General features: G+C 36.9%; 21 protein-coding genes. 7 read left to right on the plus strand and 14 right to left on the minus strand.

The window, feature by feature from the left end:
• Positions 1 to 25: 25 nt before the first annotated feature.
• A complete protein-coding gene (locus ACK4HO_RS08800; protein ID WP_409664972.1) occupies positions 26 to 2,518 on the minus strand; it encodes a TonB-dependent receptor plug domain-containing protein in 2,493 nt (830 codons plus the stop codon).
• Between the two features lie 158 nt (positions 2,519 to 2,676).
• On the opposite strand from ACK4HO_RS08800, the gene ACK4HO_RS08805 reads away from it, so the two are divergent.
• From ACK4HO_RS08805 to ACK4HO_RS08825, 5 genes are all read left to right on the plus strand, one after another.
• On the plus strand, positions 2,677 to 3,843 hold the full coding sequence (locus tag ACK4HO_RS08805) for a hypothetical protein (protein WP_409664974.1): 1,167 nt from the start codon (positions 2,677 to 2,679) through the stop codon (positions 3,841 to 3,843).
• Positions 3,844 to 3,971: 128 nt separating this feature from the next.
• Positions 3,972 to 5,066 (plus strand): redox-regulated ATPase YchF, encoded by a 1,095-nt coding sequence (gene ychF, locus ACK4HO_RS08810; protein WP_409664975.1) that lies wholly within the window; start codon positions 3,972 to 3,974, stop codon positions 5,064 to 5,066.
• Positions 5,067 to 5,075: 9 nt separating this feature from the next.
• Positions 5,076 to 5,732: a porin family protein gene (locus ACK4HO_RS08815; RefSeq protein WP_409664977.1), complete on the plus strand. Its 657-nt coding sequence runs from the start codon at positions 5,076 to 5,078 to the stop codon at positions 5,730 to 5,732.
• 184 nt (positions 5,733 to 5,916) lie between these two features.
• The gene (locus ACK4HO_RS08820) at positions 5,917 to 7,770 is read left to right on the plus strand and encodes a DNA topoisomerase IV subunit B (protein ID WP_409664978.1); all 1,854 of its coding nucleotides are present in this window, start codon (positions 5,917 to 5,919) and stop codon (positions 7,768 to 7,770) included.
• A 100-nt stretch (positions 7,771 to 7,870) separates the two neighbouring features.
• A complete protein-coding gene (locus tag ACK4HO_RS08825; RefSeq protein ID WP_409664979.1) occupies positions 7,871 to 10,591 on the plus strand; it encodes a DNA gyrase/topoisomerase IV subunit A in 2,721 nt (906 codons plus the stop codon).
• 153 nt (positions 10,592 to 10,744) lie between these two features.
• On the opposite strand, the gene ACK4HO_RS08830 is transcribed toward ACK4HO_RS08825, so the two are convergent.
• From ACK4HO_RS08830 to ACK4HO_RS08860, 7 genes are all read right to left on the minus strand, one after another.
• A complete protein-coding gene (locus ACK4HO_RS08830; RefSeq protein WP_409664981.1) occupies positions 10,745 to 11,518 on the minus strand; it encodes a TerC family protein in 774 nt (257 codons plus the stop codon).
• Between the two features lie 34 nt (positions 11,519 to 11,552).
• Positions 11,553 to 11,924, minus strand: coding sequence for a DNA topoisomerase IV (locus ACK4HO_RS08835; protein ID WP_409664982.1), 372 nt, complete (start codon positions 11,922 to 11,924; stop codon positions 11,553 to 11,555).
• A 144-nt stretch (positions 11,925 to 12,068) separates the two neighbouring features.
• Positions 12,069 to 12,296 carry a DUF6095 family protein gene (locus ACK4HO_RS08840; RefSeq protein WP_409664984.1) on the minus strand — a complete coding sequence of 76 codons (228 nt, stop codon included), beginning with the start codon at positions 12,294 to 12,296 and terminating at the stop codon, positions 12,069 to 12,071.
• A 3-nt stretch (positions 12,297 to 12,299) separates the two neighbouring features.
• Positions 12,300 to 12,767 (minus strand): hypothetical protein, encoded by a 468-nt coding sequence (locus tag ACK4HO_RS08845; protein WP_409664985.1) that lies wholly within the window; start codon positions 12,765 to 12,767, stop codon positions 12,300 to 12,302.
• Positions 12,768 to 13,583, minus strand: a complete 816-nt coding sequence (murQ, locus tag ACK4HO_RS08850; protein ID WP_409664987.1) for an N-acetylmuramic acid 6-phosphate etherase — start codon at positions 13,581 to 13,583, stop codon at positions 12,768 to 12,770.
• Positions 13,584 to 13,636: 53 nt separating this feature from the next.
• Positions 13,637 to 14,317, minus strand: coding sequence for a ZIP family metal transporter (locus tag ACK4HO_RS08855; protein WP_409664989.1), 681 nt, complete (start codon positions 14,315 to 14,317; stop codon positions 13,637 to 13,639).
• Positions 14,318 to 15,061, minus strand: coding sequence for a class I SAM-dependent methyltransferase (locus tag ACK4HO_RS08860; RefSeq protein WP_409664990.1), 744 nt, complete (start codon positions 15,059 to 15,061; stop codon positions 14,318 to 14,320). It abuts the gene before it with no gap.
• Between the two features lie 103 nt (positions 15,062 to 15,164).
• Between ACK4HO_RS08860 and ACK4HO_RS08865 the strand changes: the two genes are divergently transcribed.
• Complete coding sequence (locus ACK4HO_RS08865) at positions 15,165 to 16,331, plus strand: class I SAM-dependent RNA methyltransferase (protein ID WP_409664992.1); 1,167 nt, start codon at positions 15,165 to 15,167, stop codon at positions 16,329 to 16,331.
• Here ACK4HO_RS08865 and ACK4HO_RS08870 read toward each other — a convergent pair whose 3' ends face one another.
• From ACK4HO_RS08870 to ACK4HO_RS08885, 4 genes are all read right to left on the minus strand, one after another.
• Positions 16,332 to 16,580, minus strand: a complete 249-nt coding sequence (locus ACK4HO_RS08870) for a hypothetical protein (RefSeq protein WP_409664993.1) — start codon at positions 16,578 to 16,580, stop codon at positions 16,332 to 16,334. It abuts the gene before it with no gap.
• Positions 16,577 to 18,097, minus strand: coding sequence for a redoxin domain-containing protein (locus ACK4HO_RS08875; RefSeq protein WP_409664995.1), 1,521 nt, complete (start codon positions 18,095 to 18,097; stop codon positions 16,577 to 16,579). The genes ACK4HO_RS08870 and ACK4HO_RS08875 overlap by 4 nt, the downstream gene beginning before the upstream one ends.
• 147 nt (positions 18,098 to 18,244) lie before the next feature.
• A complete protein-coding gene (locus ACK4HO_RS08880) occupies positions 18,245 to 18,601 on the minus strand; it encodes a hypothetical protein (protein ID WP_409664997.1) in 357 nt (118 codons plus the stop codon).
• A gap of 150 nt (positions 18,602 to 18,751) precedes the next feature.
• Positions 18,752 to 18,964 carry a hypothetical protein gene (locus ACK4HO_RS08885; protein WP_409664998.1) on the minus strand — a complete coding sequence of 71 codons (213 nt, stop codon included), beginning with the start codon at positions 18,962 to 18,964 and terminating at the stop codon, positions 18,752 to 18,754.
• A gap of 98 nt (positions 18,965 to 19,062) precedes the next feature.
• Here ACK4HO_RS08885 and ACK4HO_RS08890 point away from each other — a divergent pair, with 98 nt between their 5' ends.
• Complete coding sequence (locus ACK4HO_RS08890) at positions 19,063 to 19,293, plus strand: hypothetical protein (protein WP_409665000.1); 231 nt, start codon at positions 19,063 to 19,065, stop codon at positions 19,291 to 19,293.
• Here ACK4HO_RS08890 and ACK4HO_RS08895 read toward each other — a convergent pair whose 3' ends face one another.
• Complete coding sequence (locus ACK4HO_RS08895) at positions 19,294 to 20,058, minus strand: DUF6048 family protein (protein WP_409665002.1); 765 nt, start codon at positions 20,056 to 20,058, stop codon at positions 19,294 to 19,296.
• The gene (locus ACK4HO_RS08900; protein ID WP_409665004.1) at positions 20,030 to 20,533 is read right to left on the minus strand and encodes a DUF6452 family protein; all 504 of its coding nucleotides are present in this window, start codon (positions 20,531 to 20,533) and stop codon (positions 20,030 to 20,032) included. The genes ACK4HO_RS08895 and ACK4HO_RS08900 overlap by 29 nt, the downstream gene beginning before the upstream one ends.
• Positions 20,534 to 20,537: the final 4 nt, after the last annotated feature.

Genomic DNA, 20,537 nt, shown 5'->3' on the forward strand with positions numbered 1-20,537 from the left:
GACTTTTAGTTAATTATAATTTAGATTAGAATTTGAAATTCATACGAGCGTAGTAGTAAGCACCACCAAAGCCCATTTGTACGGCATCCCAATAACCACCGGCTTCAACCCAGTCATCTTGTTGGTCAGGATAAATATTGAATAAGTTGTTGCTTCCAATACTTAATTTGCTGTTTTTAGAAAGATTGAAACCTAAAGTCAAATCGGTTACGATTTTAGCACTGTAAGTATCAGTAGCTGCTTTAATTTGGTTAGCAAAAGAACCATAGTCGGCTACGTCTTCATACATTTGGTAGTCTAATAATTTTACTTCGCTAAAACGAGTAAAAGCCAATCCTGCATCAAACCATTTGCGGGAATAGTTCAAGTTTAAGCTGAATTTGTTGTCCGGTGCAGAAGCCAAAAGGAAGGCTTTTTCTCTCTCGCCGAAGAAAGTTTGCTCATCTAAAGTGCCATTATTCACTTTGTCTACTTTCATGTCATTGATGTTACCCAATAAGGTCGCACCAAAAGAATTGTCGCCAAATTTCTTTTTCCATGAAATAACCACATCCAAACCGGTAGTTTTAGTGTCAACACCGTTTACGAAAAATTGGGCTGAATCAACACCAATGTTTAAAGCTGAGGCGTCAAAGTAACCGGTCAACACGATTCTGTCTGATACATTCACCATATAACCGTCGATGGTGGCTGTGAAATCACCGTAAGAAGCCGTGAAACCGAACGATCCGTTAACGGCTTTTTCTTCATTCAATTTACCAATACCAAAAGCTTGTGTTACCGGACTATTATTAGGAGATAACAAAATTTCTGAGGCACCACTCGAAGAGAAGTTGGTAAAACGAAGATTGTAATATATCTGTGCCAAAGAAGGCGCTCTGAATCCTGAACTAATCGAACCTCTTAAATTGATGTTAGCACCGGTTTTTAATCGGGCGGCCAATTTTCCGTTTAACGTACTTCCGAAATCACTGTAATTTTCAAAACGCAAAGCCGAACTCACCATGAAATTATTGTTTACATCCAATTCACCATCGGCATAAAGCGAAACATTCGAACGACTACGGTTTACTACGTTGTCCGGACTGTAACCAGGAAAACCTTGTGAACCACCAGGTCTTGGATCACCTGTATTTGGGTCGTTAGGAATTGTTTGATTCAACGGATCAGTAATCGGTTGGCCATTTACATCATAAGTAGCATACGAACCTTCTTCTCCGGCAAAAATCGTAAATTGTTCTGTTCTGTATTCACCACCAAAAGCCAAGTTGAATCCGTTTAGAATACCATCATAGTTTTTAGACAAATCCAAATTGATGGTATTTTGACTCAAAGTATGACCACCGGCATCAAATTCTGTAGGCGAAGCTTCTTCCAATGAAGCATTCAACGTGCCTTTAATGTAGTAATGGAATAAGTTTTTACCATAAGTATTGCTAATGTCTAAGTTCCAACCACCGGCAGTTTGCGTTCTAAATCCGGCAGAAACTGAATTGTCGATAATTAAAGAGGTAATTCTTGGTGTAAATCCGTTCGGGTAAATATCGGTTACAATTCTAGGAGAAGGATTGTTTCTGGTAAACGCATAAGCGTCAGTATCTCTGAAATTTCTTCCACCAAAAACATAAAACTTGGTTTTGTCTGAAACAGGAATAGCAGCATTCACAAAGAAATTAAAGCTTTCAATCGAAGCTTCTCCAAAACCTCTTCTGAAATCAAATCCCGGACGCAATGTCTTTTCTTTGTTCAGATACTCAGCGGTAAAGTTAGCAAAACCGCCTTTGTCGCCAATTTTAGTTCCGTAATTAGTAGTCAACTTAATGGAATTTCCATCAAAGCTTTTACCATCGGCAGTTTTGTTGCCATCGGCATTCGTGTCAAGGAAATTATCACCGGTATTCGCAGTTCCGGCCGGAAAATTACCATCGGCATTGGTACTGTACATACCATAGGTAACGGTTCCGGTCAGTTCATCAACGTTGTCATTCAAAACAATATTGATTACTCCGGCAATGGCATCTGAACCGTATTGGGCAGCAGCACCATCACGAAGGATTTCAATTCGCTTAATGGCAGCCGCCGGAATTGCATTCAAATCGGTACCGGTATTACCACGACCTCGAGTTCCGAATAAGTTAATTAATGATGATTGGTGCCTTCTTTTGCCGTTGATTAAAACCAAAGTTTGATCCGGTCCCATACCTCTCAATGTTGCAGGGTCAACGTGGTCAGCACCATCAGAACCCGATTGTTTGTTGGCGTTAAACGAAGGCGCCGCATATTGCAGTAATTCATTGATTTCAATCTTACCGCTTTGGGTAGTAACGCTTTTTACATCAATAATGTCAATGGGAACAGCTGAGTTTACTACAGTTCGTTTTGAATTTCTTGAACCTACAATCTTGATTTCTTGTAGTTCGTTGGTTTTCATTGAGTCGTTTTTAGTTGCATTCGGATTGTCTTGCGCTGCAATGTATCCAAACTGCAATGAAAATAACAAAAGTGTAATTTTTTTCATAAAGTTGGTTGGTTAGTTGTTAATGAAACGCAATATAATATTTTTTCAGTGCTATTTTAACACTAAGGATAAAACTATTTCAACAAATTAACTAACATTATGTTATGTTTATAATTTAGAATGAAATTTTACTAAATTTGCTTAAACCCAATCTGTAGATGAAGAAACTTTACCTGTTTTTTTTATTGGTTTTAAGTATGAATCTTAATGCGCAATCTGTTGAGAAGTCATTGATTTTGAGAGATTCAGAGACCAATCTTCCCATTGAAGACGCTACCGTATTTATACAAAAAACCAAACAAACGTTATTGAGTAATACTGAAGGGATGGTTTCTTTTGTGTTAACCGGAATTTCCAATATTCAAATAACCCATTCTTCCTACAGCTCAAAAACACTTAGATCGTCCACTTTAAAAACGGCTGAGAATGTTATTTTTTTAAAAAGCAGTATAACCGATTTAGATGAAATTATTGTCACCAAACAACATCCTCAAAAAATCCTAAAGACTTTAGTGGAAAATTCCAGAAAAAAGCTCACTGTGCCCGCACGGTTAAAAGTTTACTCCAGAGAATTTTTTAAGCTCAATGGCAACTATTCTTATTACAATGACGGATTGATGAATTTTCAGCTTTTTGGTAAGGACAAGAATTTTAAGAATACCATTTTAGTAGAACAGAATAGGTCCTTCGGTTTATTGACAGAAGAAATAAAATCGGATGTTTTAGGGTACAATCTCAATGATATAATGCATAATTATTATAGCTTCAAATATTTAGAATACATTTTGAACTCAAAAGCAAAAAAGCAATTTGATTTTTTAATAAAAGCCTATTCTAATAATAAGGATTATAATGTAATGTTGATTACACCGTTGGAAAATAGCAAGGGATTGTTAGACGATTTTAAAATTGTATATGATTGGAAGCAAAAAATCATCATTGAGGTTAGCTCTTTTGTTTCTCATTCCACCATTTCAAACCTCAAAGAAAACACCGCGATTGGAACCAAAAATATTTACAAATCAATATTTAAAACCATTTACCGGTTTGATAACGACAACTATTATTTATTCAGTTCCAAAGAGGAAATTGGTTTTGAACGAGTGGATAAAAATAAAACCACCGATATTGAAGTCCGAAATTACTTTGTAACCACCAATTTCAGCAACCAAAACTACAGTTATAAAGACAGCGAAGTTTTTAAAGACAAAACACTTTACAACAAGAAAAACACCATACTTTCAGACTATTGGAACGTCTCCGGATTAACTGCTACCGAGGAAGAGCAAGTTATCATTGACCAATTAGCAGAACGCACAAACTAACTTTTTTTGCCTTTTAAACCGCTTTGTTACTTGGTTTTATTACGCTATATTTGCACACTTTTTATAACAATAACAAAGAAATGAAACGCTTTAGCGTTACATATTACCGATAGAAATAGTAAAGAAATATGAAAGCAGGAATTGTAGGATTACCAAACGTTGGAAAATCAACCTTATTTAATTGTTTATCGAATGCCAAAGCTCAAAGTGCGAACTTTCCGTTTTGTACTATCGAACCTAATATCGGAGTGGTAAACGTTCCTGATCCAAGAATCAACAAATTAGAAGAGTTGGTAAAACCGGAGCGTGTCCAAATGGCAACGGTGGATATCGTTGATATCGCCGGATTGGTAAAAGGAGCAAGCAAAGGCGAAGGTTTAGGGAATCAATTTTTGGCCAACATCAGAGAATGTAATGCTATTATACACGTTTTGCGTTGTTTTGATAATGACAATATTGTGCACGTTGATGGGAATGTAAATCCAATACGTGACAAAGAAACTATAGATATCGAATTGCAGTTAAAAGACTTAGAAACCGTTGAAAAACGTTTGGAAAAAGTCAACCGCGCTGCCAAAACCGGAAATAAAGAAGCCCAAGTGGAGAAAGCATTCTTAGACAGAATCCGTGAAGCTTTATTGCAAGCGAAATCAGCGAGAACTGTTCTTCCTCAAAATGCCGACGAAGAAGCATTAATGGAAGATTTCCAATTAATCACCACCAAACCGGTTTTGTATGTTTGTAATGTAGATGAAGAGGCAGCCGCAACCGGAAATGCTTATGTTGAGCAAGTTCGCGAATTGGTAAAAGACGAAAACGCAGAGGTTATTGTTTTAGCCGTTGGAACCGAAGCCGATATCACCGAATTGGAAACCTACGAAGAGCGTCAAATGTTCTTAGAAGATTTAGGGTTGACCGAACCGGGTTCGGCCGTTTTAATTCGTGCCGCTTATAAATTATTAAAGCAACAAACTTACTTCACAGCCGGAGTTAAAGAAGTTCGCGCTTGGACCATCAACATCGGAGATACGGCTCCAAAAGCTGCCGGAGTAATCCATACCGATTTTGAAAAAGGATTCATTCGTGCCGAAGTAATTTCGTATGAAGATTATGTGCATTACGGCTCAGAAGCCAAAGCCAAAGAAGCCGGAAAATTCAAAGTTGAAGGTAAAGAATATATCGTAAAAGATGGCGATGTGATGCATTTCCGTTTCAACGTTTAATCCGACTTTATGAAAAAAATAGTATTCACTTTTTTGTTAGTGACATTTTTTGTTGGTAACAGTTTTGCCCAAGGCAAGTTAAAAGTTGGTTTTAATGGTGGTTTGACTTATTCAAGTTTTAGAGGTAATCCCCAAATAGAAACCTTAGATGCCGGAGTAGATTTTTTGGTTGGTCTTTCATTTGAATATCAATTAAAAGAGAGATTGTCATTAGTGGCCAATATTAATTACGATAGAAAAACAGCGACTGATAACCCTTATATAGAAATCTTTGATAGCCCTGATGATCCGAGTTTTTATGGTCGGGTAAAAATTAAATTCAAAAACCAATTTATAACGCTACCCATTCTTTTGAAATACCAATTTGGGCCTGATAATAGTTTGTATATCAACGGCGGACCATTCATGAGTTATATGATTAAATCAGAACTTTGGAATGATTATGACGAAAGAAATACTGATCAAACCGATAATTATAAAAGTCTTGATTTTGGTTTAGTATTTGGATTTGGGAAAACATTCAAATTGAAGAACAATAACAAAATAAGCGTTGAAATAAGAGATAATTTAGGATTATCCAATATAAGCGATGTACCTGTTGTTGGCAATGGTTATATTAAAACTAATTCACTCAACTTGATTTGCAATTATTCATTTAATTTCTAAAAAGAACAACTCTAATAAAAAACTGCTAAAGAAATTTAGCGGTTTTTTTGTCTCTCAAATCTACCGACTTCACACTGTGTTCTACCATCTTTTTTTGTCAATATCCTATTGATAACTTCTGATTTTTGTTCTTTTATTTCCATTCGATTTCCACTATATTAGCACAAAATCGTTAGTTTTTAAAATGTCAGAACAAAATCAATATACCGAAGACAATATCCGTTCGCTCGACTGGAAAGAACACATCCGAATGCGTCCCGGAATGTATATCGGGAAACTCGGTGACGGTTCTTCACCCGACGATGGTATTTACATATTGCTCAAGGAAACCATAGATAACTGTATCGATGAGTTCGTTATGGGCGCCGGAAAAGTCATTGAAGTGACTATCAAAGACAAACTGGTAACCGTCCGCGATTACGGTCGTGGTATTCCGCTTGGGAAAGTCGTTGACGTGGTTTCCAAAATGAATACCGGTGGAAAATACGACTCCAAAGCGTTTAAGAAATCTGTTGGTTTGAATGGAGTCGGTACCAAAGCTGTTAATGCTTTATCGAATTATTTCCGTGTGGAATCGGTTCGGGATAACCAGCAAAAAGCAGCCGAATTCTCAGCCGGAAATTTAACCATCGAAGAAGACTTGGTAGAATCGACTAAACGACGAGGAACCAAAGTGTCTTTCGTTGCCGATGAAACCATTTTTAAAAATTACAAATACCGAAATGAGTACGTCATCAAGATGCTCAAAAACTATTGTTACTTAAATCGTGGTCTAACGATTTATTATAACGGTGAAAAATACATTTCCGAATACGGTCTAAAAGATTTACTGGAAGAAACCATTTCGGAAGAAGACATGCAATATCCGGTAATTCATTTGGAAGGCGATGATATTGAAATTGCTTTAACGCACAGTAAATCGCAATACTCAGAAGAATACCATTCGTTTGTCAATGGACAAAACACTACTCAAGGTGGAACGCATTTAGGTGCTTTCCGTGAAGCGATTGTCAAAACCATTAAAGAGTTTTACAACAAACCTTTCGAAGCGTCAGATATTCGTAAATCGATTGTTTCTGCCATTGCGGTTAAAGTAGAAGAACCGGTTTTTGAATCACAGACCAAAACCAAATTAGGTTCGACAGATATTGGTCCGAAAGGTCCATCGGTGCGTACTTTCGTAAACGATTTTATCAAAACCAAACTCGATAACTATCTACACAAAAATCCGGAAGTAGCCGATTTGTTATTGCGCAAAATTCTTCAAGCGGAAAGAGAACGTAAAGAGCTATCCGGAATTCGTAAGTTGGCTAAAGACAGAGCCAAAAAAGCGAGTTTACACAATAAAAAACTACGCGATTGCCGAGTGCATTTAACCGATGCTAAAAATCCACGAAGTTTAGAAAGCACGCTTTTCATTACTGAGGGAGATTCGGCTTCGGGTTCAATTACCAAATCGCGTGATGTAAATACACAAGCCGTATTCAGTTTGCGTGGTAAGCCTTTGAATTCGTATGGCATGACCAAAAAGATTGTTTACGAAAACGAAGAATTCAACTTACTCCAAGCGGCTTTAGACATCGAGGAAGACATGGGCGATTTGCGTTACAACAATATCGTAATCGCCACCGATGCCGATGTTGACGGCATGCACATTCGTTTGTTGCTAATCACATTCTTTTTACAATTTTTCCCTGAGTTGATCAAGGATGGCCATTTGTACATTTTGCAAACACCATTGTTCCGTGTGCGAAATAAGAAGGAAACCATCTATTGTTACAGCGAAGAAGAAAGAGTAAACGCGATAGAAAAACTTAAACCCAAACCGGAAATCACCCGATTCAAAGGATTAGGAGAAATTTCACCCGATGAGTTCAAACATTTTATCGGACAAGACATTCGATTGGATCCGGTCATGTTAGACAAAGCCACATCGATTGAAACCTTACTCGAATTTTATATGGGTAAAAACACACCGGACAGACAGATTTTCATTATCAATAACTTGAAAGTGGAGTTAGACGTTGTTGAAAAATAATAAATTAAAAAAGTAGCTGAGTAGCTATGTAACTAAGCCACTGAGTATTTTTTTGCTCAAACTTAGGAACTCAGTAACTCAGGATCTCAGTAACTTTTATATGAAAGACGAAGAAGAAGACGATATCATCCCAAACGAAGACGACAACAACGACGAGTTGAACGAATCTTCAAGCGATGACGCAATGGAAGAAGGCTTTGAAGACATCAAATCTTCGGGCGGCAACCATTTCTACGAAAACGACGAAAACCCGGAAGACACCATTACCAAAGTTACAGGAATGTACAAAGATTGGTTTTTGGACTATGCTTCCTATGTAATCTTGGAGCGTGCCGTTCCGGCAATTGAAGACGGATTCAAACCGGTGCAACGCCGTATCATGCATTCCATGAAAGAGTTGGATGATGGTCGTTACAACAAAGTGGCGAACATCGTCGGACACACCATGCAGTATCATCCACACGGAGATGCAAGTATTGGTGATGCAATGGTGCAAATCGGGCAAAAGGATTTGATTATCGACATGCAAGGAAACTGGGGAAATATCCTAACCGGTGACAGCGCTGCGGCTTCGCGTTATATTGAAGCGCGTATTTCTAAGTTTGGCCACGACGTTTTGTATTCCCCAAAAATCACCCAATGGGGAATGTCGTATGACGGTAGACGTGCCGAACCAATTAACCTTCCGGTAAAGTTTCCTTTATTGTTAGCCCAAGGTGCTGAGGGTATTGCCGTAGGTTTATCGACTAAAGTTTTACCACACAATTTTAACGAACTGATAGATTGTTCGATAAAAGTTTTAAAGAACAAACCTTTTACTTTATTTCCTGATTTCCCAACTGCTGGTATTGCAGATGTGTCGAATTACAACGACGGTTTGCGTGGCGGACGTGTGCGAGTGCGTGCCAAAATTGGTCAACTCGACAAACAAACGTTGGTCATTACCCAAATTCCGTTTTCAACCAATACTTCAACTCTGATTGACAGTATTCTGAAAGCCAATGAAAAAGGAAAAATAAAAGTCAAAAAAATTGAAGACAATACCGCTGCCGAAGTAGAGATTTTAATCCATCTTCCGCCAGGCGTTTCTCCTGATAAAACGATTGATGCGCTTTATGCGTTTACGGCTTGTGAAACTTCGGTTGCGCCGTTAGGCTGTGTGATTGAGAACCACAAACCTCTGTTCATTGGTGTTTCAGATATGTTGAAAATTTCGACACATAGAACGGTTGATTTGCTTAAACGCGAATTGGAAATTCAGTTAGACGAACTCGAAAACAAATGGCATTTCTCGACTTTGGAGAAAATCTTCATTAGAGAAGAAATGTACATCGATTTCAAATTGTACTCCGACAGAGAATCGCTTTACGTTTACATGTATGACCGATTTAAGCCTTTCTTGAAATCGTTTGTGCGAGAAATCAATGATGACGATTTGCAAAAGCTAACGCAAATTCCAATGATTCGTATCACGCGTTTCGACTCGGATAAAGCTGATGATGCGATTGCGAAGTTGGAAGCCGAAATGGAAGAAGTAAAACACCATTTAGGCCATATCATTGATTATACGATTGATTTCTTCCAAAAACTAAAAGACAAATACGGCAAAGGTCGCGAACGCCAAACCGAGTTGAGAAGTTTCGACACGATTGAAGCTACGAAAGTGGTTTTGAGAAATACCAAACTTTATGTAAATAGAGAAGAAGGTTTCTTTGGAACAGGTTTGAAGAAAGACGAATACGTAGCCGATTGTTCCGATATTGATGACGTAATTGTCTTCTTACGCGACGGAAAAATGATGATTGCTAAAGTCGATGACAAGAAGTTCGTGGGCAAAGACATTATCCACATTGCGGTTTTTGATAAAAATGACAAGCGCACGATTTACAATATGATGTACCGCGATGGTAAAAACGGATCCACGTTTATCAAGCGTTTTAATGTTTCCGGAGTTACTCGTGATAAGTTTTATGATTTGACCCAAGAAAAACCTGGAAGTCAAGTCTTGTATTTTTCAGCGAATCCGAATGGAGAAGCAGAAACGGTGACGATTTTGTTGCGCCAAATTGGTAGCGTGAAAAAACTAAAATGGGATGTAGATTTCTCCGATATTGCCATCAAAGGAAGAGCATCTCGCGGAAATACCGTAACCAAATATCCGATTAAGAAGATTGAACTTAAAGAAAAAGGCATTTCGACTTTACGTCCGCGTAAAGTGTGGTTTGACGATACGGTTCAAAGATTGAATGTGGATGGTAGAGGTGAGTTGTTGGGTGAATTTAGGCCAAATGACCGATTGTTGATCATCAACCAATCCGGGAAATTGAAAACGATTGTGCCTGAGTTGACGACGCATTTTGATGAAGACATGATTGTTTTAGAGAAATGGCATCCTAAGAAACCGATTTCAACCATTTATTATGATGGTGAAAAAGAACGTTACTTTGTTAAACGCTTTTTGGTCGAAAACGAAAATAAGGAAGAAACCTTTATTACGGAACATGAAAAATCTCAATTAGAAATCGTTTCCACCGATTGGCGACCAATGGCAGAAATTGTATTTGCCAAAGTCAAAGGTGTGCAAAAAGACACGATTACGGTTGATTTGGAACAATTTATTTCAGTCAAAGGAATTAAGGCGATTGGAAACCAATTGACCACAGACAAACTTAAACAAGTCAATTTGCTAGAACCATTACCATTTGAAGAACCGGAAGAAGTGCAACCGGAAGATGTAGAAGTAACCGGAGAAGACAATGTTAGTGATGACATTCAAACGGAAACAGATGATGACGGACAGATTACTTTGTCTTTAGAATAACTAAACCTGCCAGGTTTTCAATACTAATTCTATCTAGCCCAGATTGTAATGAAAATAAAAAAGTCCCGATTATTTCGGGACTTTTTTATTGTAATGAAAAGCGGGAAATGCCATGACCGATAAAGCCCAAGCCATTCGCTCCTAATTTTTATATCAGTGTTTCTTTTTGCGCATTTTCATATTGATGAATTCCACCGCCAACGAGAACGCAATGGCGAAATACAAATACCCTTTTGGCACCACGCCAACGTGTTGTCCGGCCAAAGAAGCATTAGACAAGTGCATACTTTCGGTGATTAACATAAACCCGATTAGGATTAAAAAAGCTAAACCTAACACTTGAATTGATGGATTAGCATTTACAAAATTTCCAACCGGAACCGCGAATAAAAGCATAACACCCACAGAAATCACAACAGCGGTTACCATAATGTATAAAGCGCCTTCAACACCATTGGTCATTCCAACCGCAGTTAAAATACTGTCTACAGAAAAGATTAAATCGATTAATAAAATTTGAACAATTACACTACTAAATGATTTAGCAGCCGACGTTTTTAAATCTTTTTCCTCTTCGCCTTTGTGGTCTACTTTTTCGTGGATTTCTTTGGTACTCTTATAGATAAGAAAAATACCACCAAGCAAAAGAATAATGGCTTGACCGGTGAAACTAGCACTAAACCAACCCCAATCAATGCTAAACCATGGCGCTTTCATAGCGATTAGTATCGTAATTCCAAATAACAAACCAATACGCATAAACATGGCTAGGAATAAACCAATTTGAGTGGCTTTTTTGCGTTTTTCGGCGGGTAATTTTCCGGTTACAATTGAAATGAAAATGATGTTGTCAATTCCTAGAACAATCTCTAAGAATGTTAAAGTTAAAAGCGCTATCCAAGCATCGGGATTTAAAAATACTTCCATGTGTGTAAATTAAGTTTGTATCGGTTAAACGGGATTATTTTAGTTTTGTTACAGTGCCGCGTTGTTTTTTGGCATCGCCCACAAAAGAATAGTCAAAAGTATAACTATTCTCGTCAGTAGCCAAAATTGTCATGCTGATTGCTTTGCGCTCGTTCATCGTTTTGGGATGCAGTTTTTGCAACACCAATTCGCAGTCATTCACCCAACGAACAGAAGCCGTATCGGTTTTGCCGTTGAAAGTCTCTATTTGAAGCGTTTCGGTTCGCGTAAAAGTAGAGGTAACTTTTTTTCCATTGATTTCTTGCGAAAATTCAAAAGTCCCGGTTTTGAAATCGGTACAATTACGTTCTTTATCTGAACAGGAAAAAAGGGTTAAAGCGAGTAGGAGTAGTGATGTTTTTTTCATTTTCTGAGTTTCTGAGTTTCTGAGTGCCTGAGTTACTAAGTTTTTGAGATTTTACTCAGCCACTTAGTTACTTAGCTACTTAGCTACTTTTTTAAATTATTTGATTCATCAACTGTAAAGTTCTTGATGCTATCAAAATAGTTGTTATTTATCGTTTTGAAACAACGCGTCAGTTAGTGTTTTGATTCCTTTAAACATAAAATAAACTGCCAAACCACTGAGAAAAATGCCAATAGCTAAAACCAACCAATGCCAAATATTTTGTTTGTTGATAAAGGCGTTGTAAATAACACTTGGACCAATAAACATTAGTGGTAAAGCGTAAAGCATGAATTTAATTCCTTTGTCGAGTAGCGTTTTGTTGACTGACATAGTTTAGAATTTTAATTGGAAACCAAAACCATTTTGATTGGCAATAGCATTCAGTTTCATAGTATTATCGGCAGTACCTAATTTCAATTCTTTGTGTTCCGAATTGTAGATATTGATTGCTTCTTCATATCGTTTTTTTCTACCCGAAAGTACTGGGATAGAAATGGCAATTGAACCTAAACCTGCGTAAGTCATAACCGATGGGTATTCTTTATCCGAAAACAAACCTATGGCTAAGTCACCAACTGTTAATCCGATACCAAAACCCAATAAAAATCCACCTAAAGCTTCTTTTGATTTGGCTTGTTTGTATAATATAATTGCTTTGACATTGGTAGCCAATAAGTTTTTGGTTTCTTGATTGCCGATTCGGTTACCGCCGTAATAGAATCTTCCTTTCTCTAAACTCATTTGTTGTGAATAGGAAAGTATTGAAACGAACAATAGGGCTAAGGTGATGTACTTTTTCATTTATATATTTTTAAAATAATCTACTGCTTTTCTAACGCTGCCGTGTTTTTCTAACAAAGCCGAAGCTTCTTCATAACTCACCGGAATTTCACCCATAATCATCCGAACACCGCGGTCAACCAATTTTACATTACTCAATTGCATATCGACCATTTTGTTGCCTTTTACTCGACCCAATTGAATCATCGCAGCAGTAGAAATCATATTCAAAACCAATTTCTGTGCGGTTCCGGCTTTCATGCGTGAACTTCCTGTTACGAATTCGGGACCAACAACAACTACAACCGGAAATTGTGCAGTCAACGCTAACGGACTTCCTTCGTTACAAGTAATGCAACCAGTAATGATATTGTTCTCATGGCATTTTTCCAAACCACCAATTACATAAGGTGTAGTTCCAGAAGCGGCGATGCCAATTACTACATCATTTTGGGAGATGTTTTCAGCCACTAAATCTTTCCAGGCTCGGTCTTTGTCGTCTTCGGCAAATTCGACAGCTTTGCGAATGGCTTTGTCTCCACCGGCAATAATTCCGTTCACTAAGTCGAAAGGGACACCAAACGTTGGCGGACATTCTGAAGCATCTACAATACCCAATCGTCCTGAAGTTCCGGCGCCGATGTAGAACAATCTGCCGCCGAGTTTCATTTTGGCCACAATTTGAGTCACCAAACTTTCAATTTGCGGCAAAGCTTTTTCCACAGCCAATGGCACGGTTTTGTCTTCGTTATTGATATTGGCTAACAAGTCGTGAACCGACATTTGTTCGAGACTTTCGTAACGCGAGGATTGTTCGGTAGTTTTGGTGAAGCTCATTTTTGAGTGACTAAGGTTCTGAGTGGCTAAGTTACTGAGTTTTCTTTAGATTTTTAAACAAAACAAGCCAATAAAATCCCCAAAATAATCATCGAAATCTTAGCGATATTAAATTTATGTCCTTCGCTGCTTTCAAAGATAATGGTTGAAGAAATATGGAATAAAATCCCAATGACAACGGCGGTGATTTCGGTGTAATATTGTGTGATTGATGGAGCAGAATCGGAAACAAATGTTCCTAATGGTGTCATCAAAGCAAACGAAATCATAAAGACAAACAAAGCTGTTTTATTCAATTCCGCATTGAGAAAAAAAGTCGTTAAGATAATAGCGATTGGCAAGTGGTGAATCGCAATTCCGTAAGCCAAATCATGGTGATGCCCAACCGGAAATCCTTCTAAAAAGGCATGAATGCACAAACTGATAAATAGTAACCAAGGCATTTGCCTGATTTTGTCATGACCATGAACATGACCATGTTCGGCACCTTTGGAGAAAAACTCTAAAATGATTTGGAACAAAATTCCGACCATGATGAAAACACCAATATTTAATGTTCCCGGACGATGATGCGCTTCGTATACTTCCGGCAACAAATCCATCACAGTAATTGACAACAAAAACGAACCGCTAAAGGCCAATAACAGTTTTAGATTGTTCTTCTTTTTAGGTTTAATAATCAATGCAATTGCATAGCCTAAAAGAACTGATAATAAAGGAAGTATGTAATTCATTTATTTAAAAATCATAATTAATCTTTCACTGGTATTCTTGTGGAATTTCTTTAATTTATAATCCCCAAAAGTATCCAATAAATAAATGCCCGCTTCGTCCATCATGCGTTGAAAATCCTCTAACGTATAGGCTTTTACTTTTTCTTCAAAATGAAATTGCTGACCATCGGCTTCAAAATCAATTTCTTTGATGATAAAATGATTCGCATCATATCGTTTGATGTGGAATGTGATGCCATCCACTTCTTTGGTTTCTTCCGGAATTAAGTTTTCCAAAACCGTGTAAACATTCATAAAATCAATCACGGCAAAACCATATTCTGATAAGCTTTCTTTTATGGCTACTAAGGTTTTCAAATTGTCTTCTTCGTTTTCAAAGTAGCCAAAACTGGTGAATAAGTTGAATATGGCATCAAACTTATCTTCAAAAGGTTCGCGTTTGTCATGAACCACAAAGTGCAAGGTTTCATTCGCATTTTTATTGGCTTCTGCAATACTGTTTTCGGATAAATCGGCACCAATGACGTCGTAACCCAATTGGTTTAAATAAATGGAATGACGGCCTTTGCCACAAGCTAAATCGAGTACTTTGGCTTTTTCGGGTAAGTTTAAATAATGGGTAAGATTGTCCATGAAGATTTGAGCTTCACGGTAATTTCGGTCTTTGTATAAAATATGGTAATACGGTGTGTCAAACCAGGAAGCGTACCAATTTTCGGATTTACAATTTGTAGTATCTGACATTTATTCTTTTCAAATGAATTCTTTCACCCGCAAAATTAGTGTATTTTTGCCGAACTTATGGCAGTATTACTTATTGATATTGTCATTGAAATTGATATTAAAAATGGAGAATTTTAAAATGGTAGCCAAAACCTTTTTTGGTTTTGAAGAAATATTGGTCAAAGAATTACAACAATTAGGCGCACAAGACGTTGAAATTGGCACACGTGCCGTAAGTTTTAAAGGCGATAAAGGGTTTATGTATAAAGCCAATTTGTCGTTGCGAACCGCGTTAAAAATTCTAAAACCGATTTACTATTTCCGTGCTACTAATGATCAGAATTTATACAAAGGCATTCAAGGAATTGATTGGAGTAAGTATATGAACGCCAATCAGACTTTTGTGATTGATACTACGATTCACTCGGATAATTTCAAACATTCCCAATTTGTTTCCCAAAAAGCGAAAGACGCCATTGTGGATCAATTTCGCGATAAAACCGGTCAAAGACCAAGTGTTGACAAAGACTTTCCTGATTTAAGAATCAATATTCACATCGATCGTGACCAATGTTCGGTAGCGCTGGATACTTCGGGTGCTTCATTGCACCACAGAGGTTACAGAACGGCAACGAATATCGCTCCGATAAACGAAGTTTTAGCGGCAGGAATGTTGTTATTGTCAGGTTGGGACGGAAGTTCAGATTTCTTAGATCCCATGTGTGGTTCCGGAACGATTTTGGCGGAAGCTGCCATGATTGCTTGTAATATTCCTGCGAACATTAACCGAAAAGAATTTGCTTTCGAAAAATGGAACGATTGGGACAACGATTTGTTTGACCAAATTATCGATGCGTTGATGAAGCGAACCAAAGAATTTCACCACAATATCATTGGTTATGACAAAGCGCCAAGTGCGGTTCAGAAAGCCAAAGACAATATTCTCAATGCTAATTTAGACGAATACATCACCATTAGTCAGGCGAATTTCTTTGACACCAAAAAAGAATCGGCCGGACCATTGCATATGGTTTTCAATCCGCCATACGGTGAACGTTTGGATATTGAATTGGAGCGTTTTTACCGCGAATTAGGCGATACTTTGAAGAACAATTATCCGAATACCAATGCTTGGTTTATTACAGGTAATTTAGAAGCTTTGAAATTTGTTGGGCTAAGACCATCTCGAAAAATCAAACTCTTCAACGGAAGTTTGGAAGCACGTTTGGTGAAATACGAAATGTATGAAGGCAGCAAGCGAACTAAGTTCCAAATTTCGGAAGAAGAATAATTAACCGTTTCTCTTAGCAATTTCTTCTTTAATCTTTTTCAAATTGGCGTAGTTTACAATAACCATGGGTAAAAACGCCAATGGAATCACAGTAAATACATTGAAACCTTGCTCGATGGTTAGATAAGTACCAATAGCAAATTGCAAAATTATAATACCCAACAATAACCCTGTAGCTAATTTTGTGGTTTTGGCTCTTTTTTCGAGTTGCTCAATAGTTAATGATGAAAGTTCCGGTTCTTTTCTCATGATTTTAGTTTTTTGGCCTCGGTTTCTAACGATTTAATGATGGTTTTTACTTTAGCGGCTTCAATGCGTTTGGCTTTGATGACTTTATTCTTGTCCAATATATAAATCACCGGAGTAGAGTATACATCATATTTTTCAATGGCATTATTGTAATGCGCTCCATCATAAACATTCATAAACGGCAAATTGTTATCGGCGATGTATTTTAAGTATTTGTCGCCTTCGTGTTGCATATAAACACTGTAAACTTTTACACTTTCCTTTTCCTCAATCAATTCGTTATAAGCTTTTACCAATACCGGAATTTCTTTTTGACAGTGACCGCAATCTACATCCCAAAAAACCAATATGGTGTAATCGGCTTTGACTTCACTGAGCTTGACCCACATTTTGTTGATTTCATTGACATTTTTGTAAAAGACTTTGGTCATTTCATCACTGTTTTTGGCGTCTTCAAATCCCATCGACTTCATTTTATAAAAATCTTCCGCTCGAATCATGGCCAAATCAATGGCTGTGGCACCGACCAGTAAGGGTTTTAACTTGTCGGCACGCTTGATTATTCTTTGTACAACATCGGGATCATCATAAATTCCGTTCGCTTTTCCGGTCTTAAAATACTTATCGGAAAGATGAACAAAAACCTTATCAAACCCCATTATTTTTGAGGATTCGTAGGTGTAAGTAAAATGTGCCAATACCAATTTGAAGAGCAAACTTTCAGGCTTTATTTTTAAAAGAAAACGGTCAATTTCTACGCTGACAGAATCGGGATGTGTCACCACCACTTTATCGAAATAGGTTTTCAATTTGCTGAATAAAAATGGATTGCGCATGATGGCATCTTCTGTTAAATCGACGTTTCTCCAGAAATTGTTTTTATAATAATTGTAAACAGCAGTACTATCCGGTCTGCCATTGGAAGCATTAGGAACATTTTTAAGCGTTTTCTCTGTTTTTAGATTTAACACTTTTGCGATATAACTTCCTTGGTGTTTGACAATAAAACTTTCTTCGTAGTTGGCAATACTTTGCTCTAATTCCAGTTGTTTTTTGTTGAGGGCAAGTGTGTCATTTTTAGTCGCTAAAACGTGTTGTTGCTTGTATTCGAAAAAGGCTTTGTTTTGTTCGCCTAAAAATTTAAGATAATTAAAAAACTCGTTTTGTCTGTCGGAATTAAGCGCAGTTAAATCTTTGTTGATATTAAATCCGGCTTCACTTTTTAACTGAAGTTTTTGAGTGTCATCATCTATAAAAAAATCGAAAAGGATTGATTTTTGTTGGCTGACCAAAGAATAAATTCCGGTATCCAATTTATTTTTTCCACTAAAAACTATGCGTCCGTTTTTAATAGTGGTGCAAGTATCTTTGATTAAAGTTTTGTCAAATCGATAAAAAGTAAGGTATGCTAAAGTATCATTGCAATTTTTTAAATCGATGGTGATTTCATAGCCGGTTTGGGCTGTAGCATAAAAGGAAGAGCAATAAAGAATAAAGGCAAGCAGTAATTTCTTCATAGACAAACGCTTTGGGTTTTATTTGATAGTCAAAAATAATCTATTTTTCAAATAAAAAGCGGTTCGATTTTTAAAGTTTCCTTAAAAAACAAAAACACCCTGATTTGGGTGTTCTTTATAGTTTATTTTTAATTGTACTTTAAATGACTAAAACTCGTCAAAAAGTACAATGCCTTTTCTTTCGAGATTTTTTTTGATTATAAATTCAGACAGGTTGTATTGTGAAGACAAATCGGCAATGGTTATGCCTGAAAAGAACAGTTCTACTAAAGTGTCTAAAATAACCGGATTTATTTCCTCATTGTAATTTGGCTCATAGCCGTTTTGGCTAACCAAATTTTGTTTTGATTTATACAGTGCATCAATGACAATATCGATGTCATTACTTGGGAATTCAAAGATGTTGATTTCGCGATTGTTTTGAGATACTTGTTTAAGCACTACCATTTTGGTGGTTTTCTTCTCGTTTTTTAAATCAATAGTGTAGTTATAAACATTGCTCATAGTTAAGGTAGTTTTAAATTTATGTAAATTTGGGTACTGTAAAAATAGCAATTCTCTTCGGAAATAAATGTTAATTAACACAAACATCCCCACTAATATGGGAATGTAGCTTGTTTTATGAATGAAAAGTCAGATTAAATATTGTTATTCTTACTTTTTATTATGGGTTTCTATATGATGCAACAACTGCGATTTTAAAGTTTCTAGGTATTGTTTGAGTTCGGTAGTGTGTACTTTTTTGGAAGCCGTTTCGCTCAAAGACAATGGCGTTTCATTCAAATATTTGTATAGTTCGGGATAGTTAGTTTCAATTTCAGTGGTTATCCGGATGATATCCTGCATGAGTTGATTTAGGGTTTTCATAGCTTCATTGATATAGTGTTAAGTTACTATAAAAATACAAATTTTACGGATTTGGGAATTTGATTATTTGAGTATCTTTGGCACACAAAACAAACATCATGACTAACAAAACAAAAGCTTTGCTTTGGAACTTCCTAGGTTTTGCTCCAATTTTTATAATCGTTTACTTTTTACTGCAACGTTATTCAGGCTTGACCGGACTTTGGCTTCCTTTTACCTCATTTATTGTTGGTACTATTGTAGCACCAAAATTCCAAGCAGTCAAAACCCGTGACGGAGAGAAAATCTTTATGAAATGGTTGTTTATGAAAGGTATTAAGCAGTTTTAATTACTTCTTTTTCTTTGCTTTTGCATTTTCATCTGCTTTTTCTTTAGCCTTTACCGTTGATTTGTATAAAGGGATAAAATAGGAAACTGTATAGTTAAATCCAACTCCGAAATCTCCGTTATAAGTTCGGTTGAATCCAGGAATATATAGGTTTTCAAAGTTACTTGGTTGCTTTTGTGTTACCAATCGATTCAATCTGAAACTAAATCCAACAAAAAAATTATTGAAGACTTCGGCTTTCATTCCGGCCACGACTTCTATCCATTGTGCGGATAAACCACTGAATTTTTGATTGGGATATGCGATTGGTGATTCTCCAAAGTAACCGTTGTTTGAATCATACAGTTGATAGCTGTTCAATGTTTGGTTAAAACTGCTCACGCCATAACGCAAACCGATGGAAATAATATTTTCCATATCGAGCCAATTTTGATAGCTATTGTAATCAAAACCCACTTTAAGATATGTGCCTTTGGTGGTGAAATTCAATTGCTCATCATCAACGGTTTTGTCTTCGTTCCCGATTTCTGCCGCTAGATAATGTTTGCGTGTTAAGCGATAATCGCCTACAAGCTCCAAACCACGATAGTCTTTTTCGTAAAACGAACGGGTAAGTTTGAATAAATCAACCCCAAGGCGCAAACCGTAACGCTCCATTTTAGGAGGAATACTGTCTTTTTTGGCCGTGGTTTTTTCTTGCGCATTGCTTGTCAACGAAAGCAATACCAAGGCTATACTAAAAGTAAATTTTGATATGTACTTCATTTTCGGTTGCAATGTTATTGGTTTGTATGCTGATGTTTCTTATCCATAATTGATCGGGTGTAGCGGCATCAGTATGGGTAAGTCCGTTAGGCGAATTCAATTCATAAATGGTTTTATAACCACAAGCTCTGGAAACATAAACATTTTGACGAATGTAATCAAACTGTAAAAAGTCTTCATTGTCCGTTCCTGTTGTGCTGGTACTGTTTAAAATCAAACTGTATTTGGTCATGTCTTCGGTATTTTTAAGCGGCAGATAAATTTTGCTTACGCCATTAAAAGTACCTAAGTTTAAGTCACCAATGGCTCCTTCGCCTTTTACTTTCAAGCTGGTTACGTTTTTAGTATTCACCGGATTGGCATCATCGTAAAATTCTAAGACCAATTGCGGCGTGGTTTCATCTACGCAAATATCATCTTTCTCACAACCGGAGATGGAAAGGGTAAGTAATAAAAGGACAATTATTTTTTTCATATTT

Source organism: Flavobacterium sp. (genome assembly GCF_046296355.1).
GTDB lineage: Bacteria > Bacteroidota > Bacteroidia > Flavobacteriales > Flavobacteriaceae > Flavobacterium.

What these genes read in the sequence shown, in the direction of transcription:
- ACK4HO_RS08815 (WP_409664977.1), top strand. Translation starts at nt 5,076, where the DNA reads ATGAAAAAAATAGTATTCACTTTTTTGTTAGTGACATTTTTTGTTGGT.
- ACK4HO_RS08865 (WP_409664992.1), top strand. Translation starts at nt 15,165, where the DNA reads ATGGAGAATTTTAAAATGGTAGCCAAAACCTTTTTTGGTTTTGAAGAA.
- ACK4HO_RS08855 (WP_409664989.1), bottom strand. Translation starts at nt 14,317, where the DNA reads ATGAATTACATACTTCCTTTATTATCAGTTCTTTTAGGCTATGCAATT.
- ACK4HO_RS08890 (WP_409665000.1), top strand. Translation starts at nt 19,063, where the DNA reads ATGACTAACAAAACAAAAGCTTTGCTTTGGAACTTCCTAGGTTTTGCT.
- ACK4HO_RS08805 (WP_409664974.1), top strand. Translation starts at nt 2,677, where the DNA reads ATGAAGAAACTTTACCTGTTTTTTTTATTGGTTTTAAGTATGAATCTT.
- murQ (WP_409664987.1), bottom strand. Translation starts at nt 13,583, where the DNA reads ATGAGCTTCACCAAAACTACCGAACAATCCTCGCGTTACGAAAGTCTC.
- ACK4HO_RS08840 (WP_409664984.1), bottom strand. Translation starts at nt 12,296, where the DNA reads ATGTCAGTCAACAAAACGCTACTCGACAAAGGAATTAAATTCATGCTT.
- ACK4HO_RS08825 (WP_409664979.1), top strand. Translation starts at nt 7,871, where the DNA reads ATGAAAGACGAAGAAGAAGACGATATCATCCCAAACGAAGACGACAAC.
- ACK4HO_RS08900 (WP_409665004.1), bottom strand. Translation starts at nt 20,533, where the DNA reads ATGAAAAAAATAATTGTCCTTTTATTACTTACCCTTTCCATCTCCGGT.
- ACK4HO_RS08860 (WP_409664990.1), bottom strand. Translation starts at nt 15,061, where the DNA reads ATGTCAGATACTACAAATTGTAAATCCGAAAATTGGTACGCTTCCTGG.
- ACK4HO_RS08845 (WP_409664985.1), bottom strand. Translation starts at nt 12,767, where the DNA reads ATGAAAAAGTACATCACCTTAGCCCTATTGTTCGTTTCAATACTTTCC.
- ACK4HO_RS08800 (WP_409664972.1), bottom strand. Translation starts at nt 2,518, where the DNA reads ATGAAAAAAATTACACTTTTGTTATTTTCATTGCAGTTTGGATACATT.
- ychF (WP_409664975.1), top strand. Translation starts at nt 3,972, where the DNA reads ATGAAAGCAGGAATTGTAGGATTACCAAACGTTGGAAAATCAACCTTA.
- ACK4HO_RS08870 (WP_409664993.1), bottom strand. Translation starts at nt 16,580, where the DNA reads ATGAGAAAAGAACCGGAACTTTCATCATTAACTATTGAGCAACTCGAA.
- ACK4HO_RS08835 (WP_409664982.1), bottom strand. Translation starts at nt 11,924, where the DNA reads ATGAAAAAAACATCACTACTCCTACTCGCTTTAACCCTTTTTTCCTGT.
- ACK4HO_RS08885 (WP_409664998.1), bottom strand. Translation starts at nt 18,964, where the DNA reads ATGAAAACCCTAAATCAACTCATGCAGGATATCATCCGGATAACCACT.
- ACK4HO_RS08875 (WP_409664995.1), bottom strand. Translation starts at nt 18,097, where the DNA reads ATGAAGAAATTACTGCTTGCCTTTATTCTTTATTGCTCTTCCTTTTAT.
- ACK4HO_RS08830 (WP_409664981.1), bottom strand. Translation starts at nt 11,518, where the DNA reads ATGGAAGTATTTTTAAATCCCGATGCTTGGATAGCGCTTTTAACTTTA.
- ACK4HO_RS08895 (WP_409665002.1), bottom strand. Translation starts at nt 20,058, where the DNA reads ATGAAGTACATATCAAAATTTACTTTTAGTATAGCCTTGGTATTGCTT.
- ACK4HO_RS08880 (WP_409664997.1), bottom strand. Translation starts at nt 18,601, where the DNA reads ATGAGCAATGTTTATAACTACACTATTGATTTAAAAAACGAGAAGAAA.
- ACK4HO_RS08820 (WP_409664978.1), top strand. Translation starts at nt 5,917, where the DNA reads ATGTCAGAACAAAATCAATATACCGAAGACAATATCCGTTCGCTCGAC.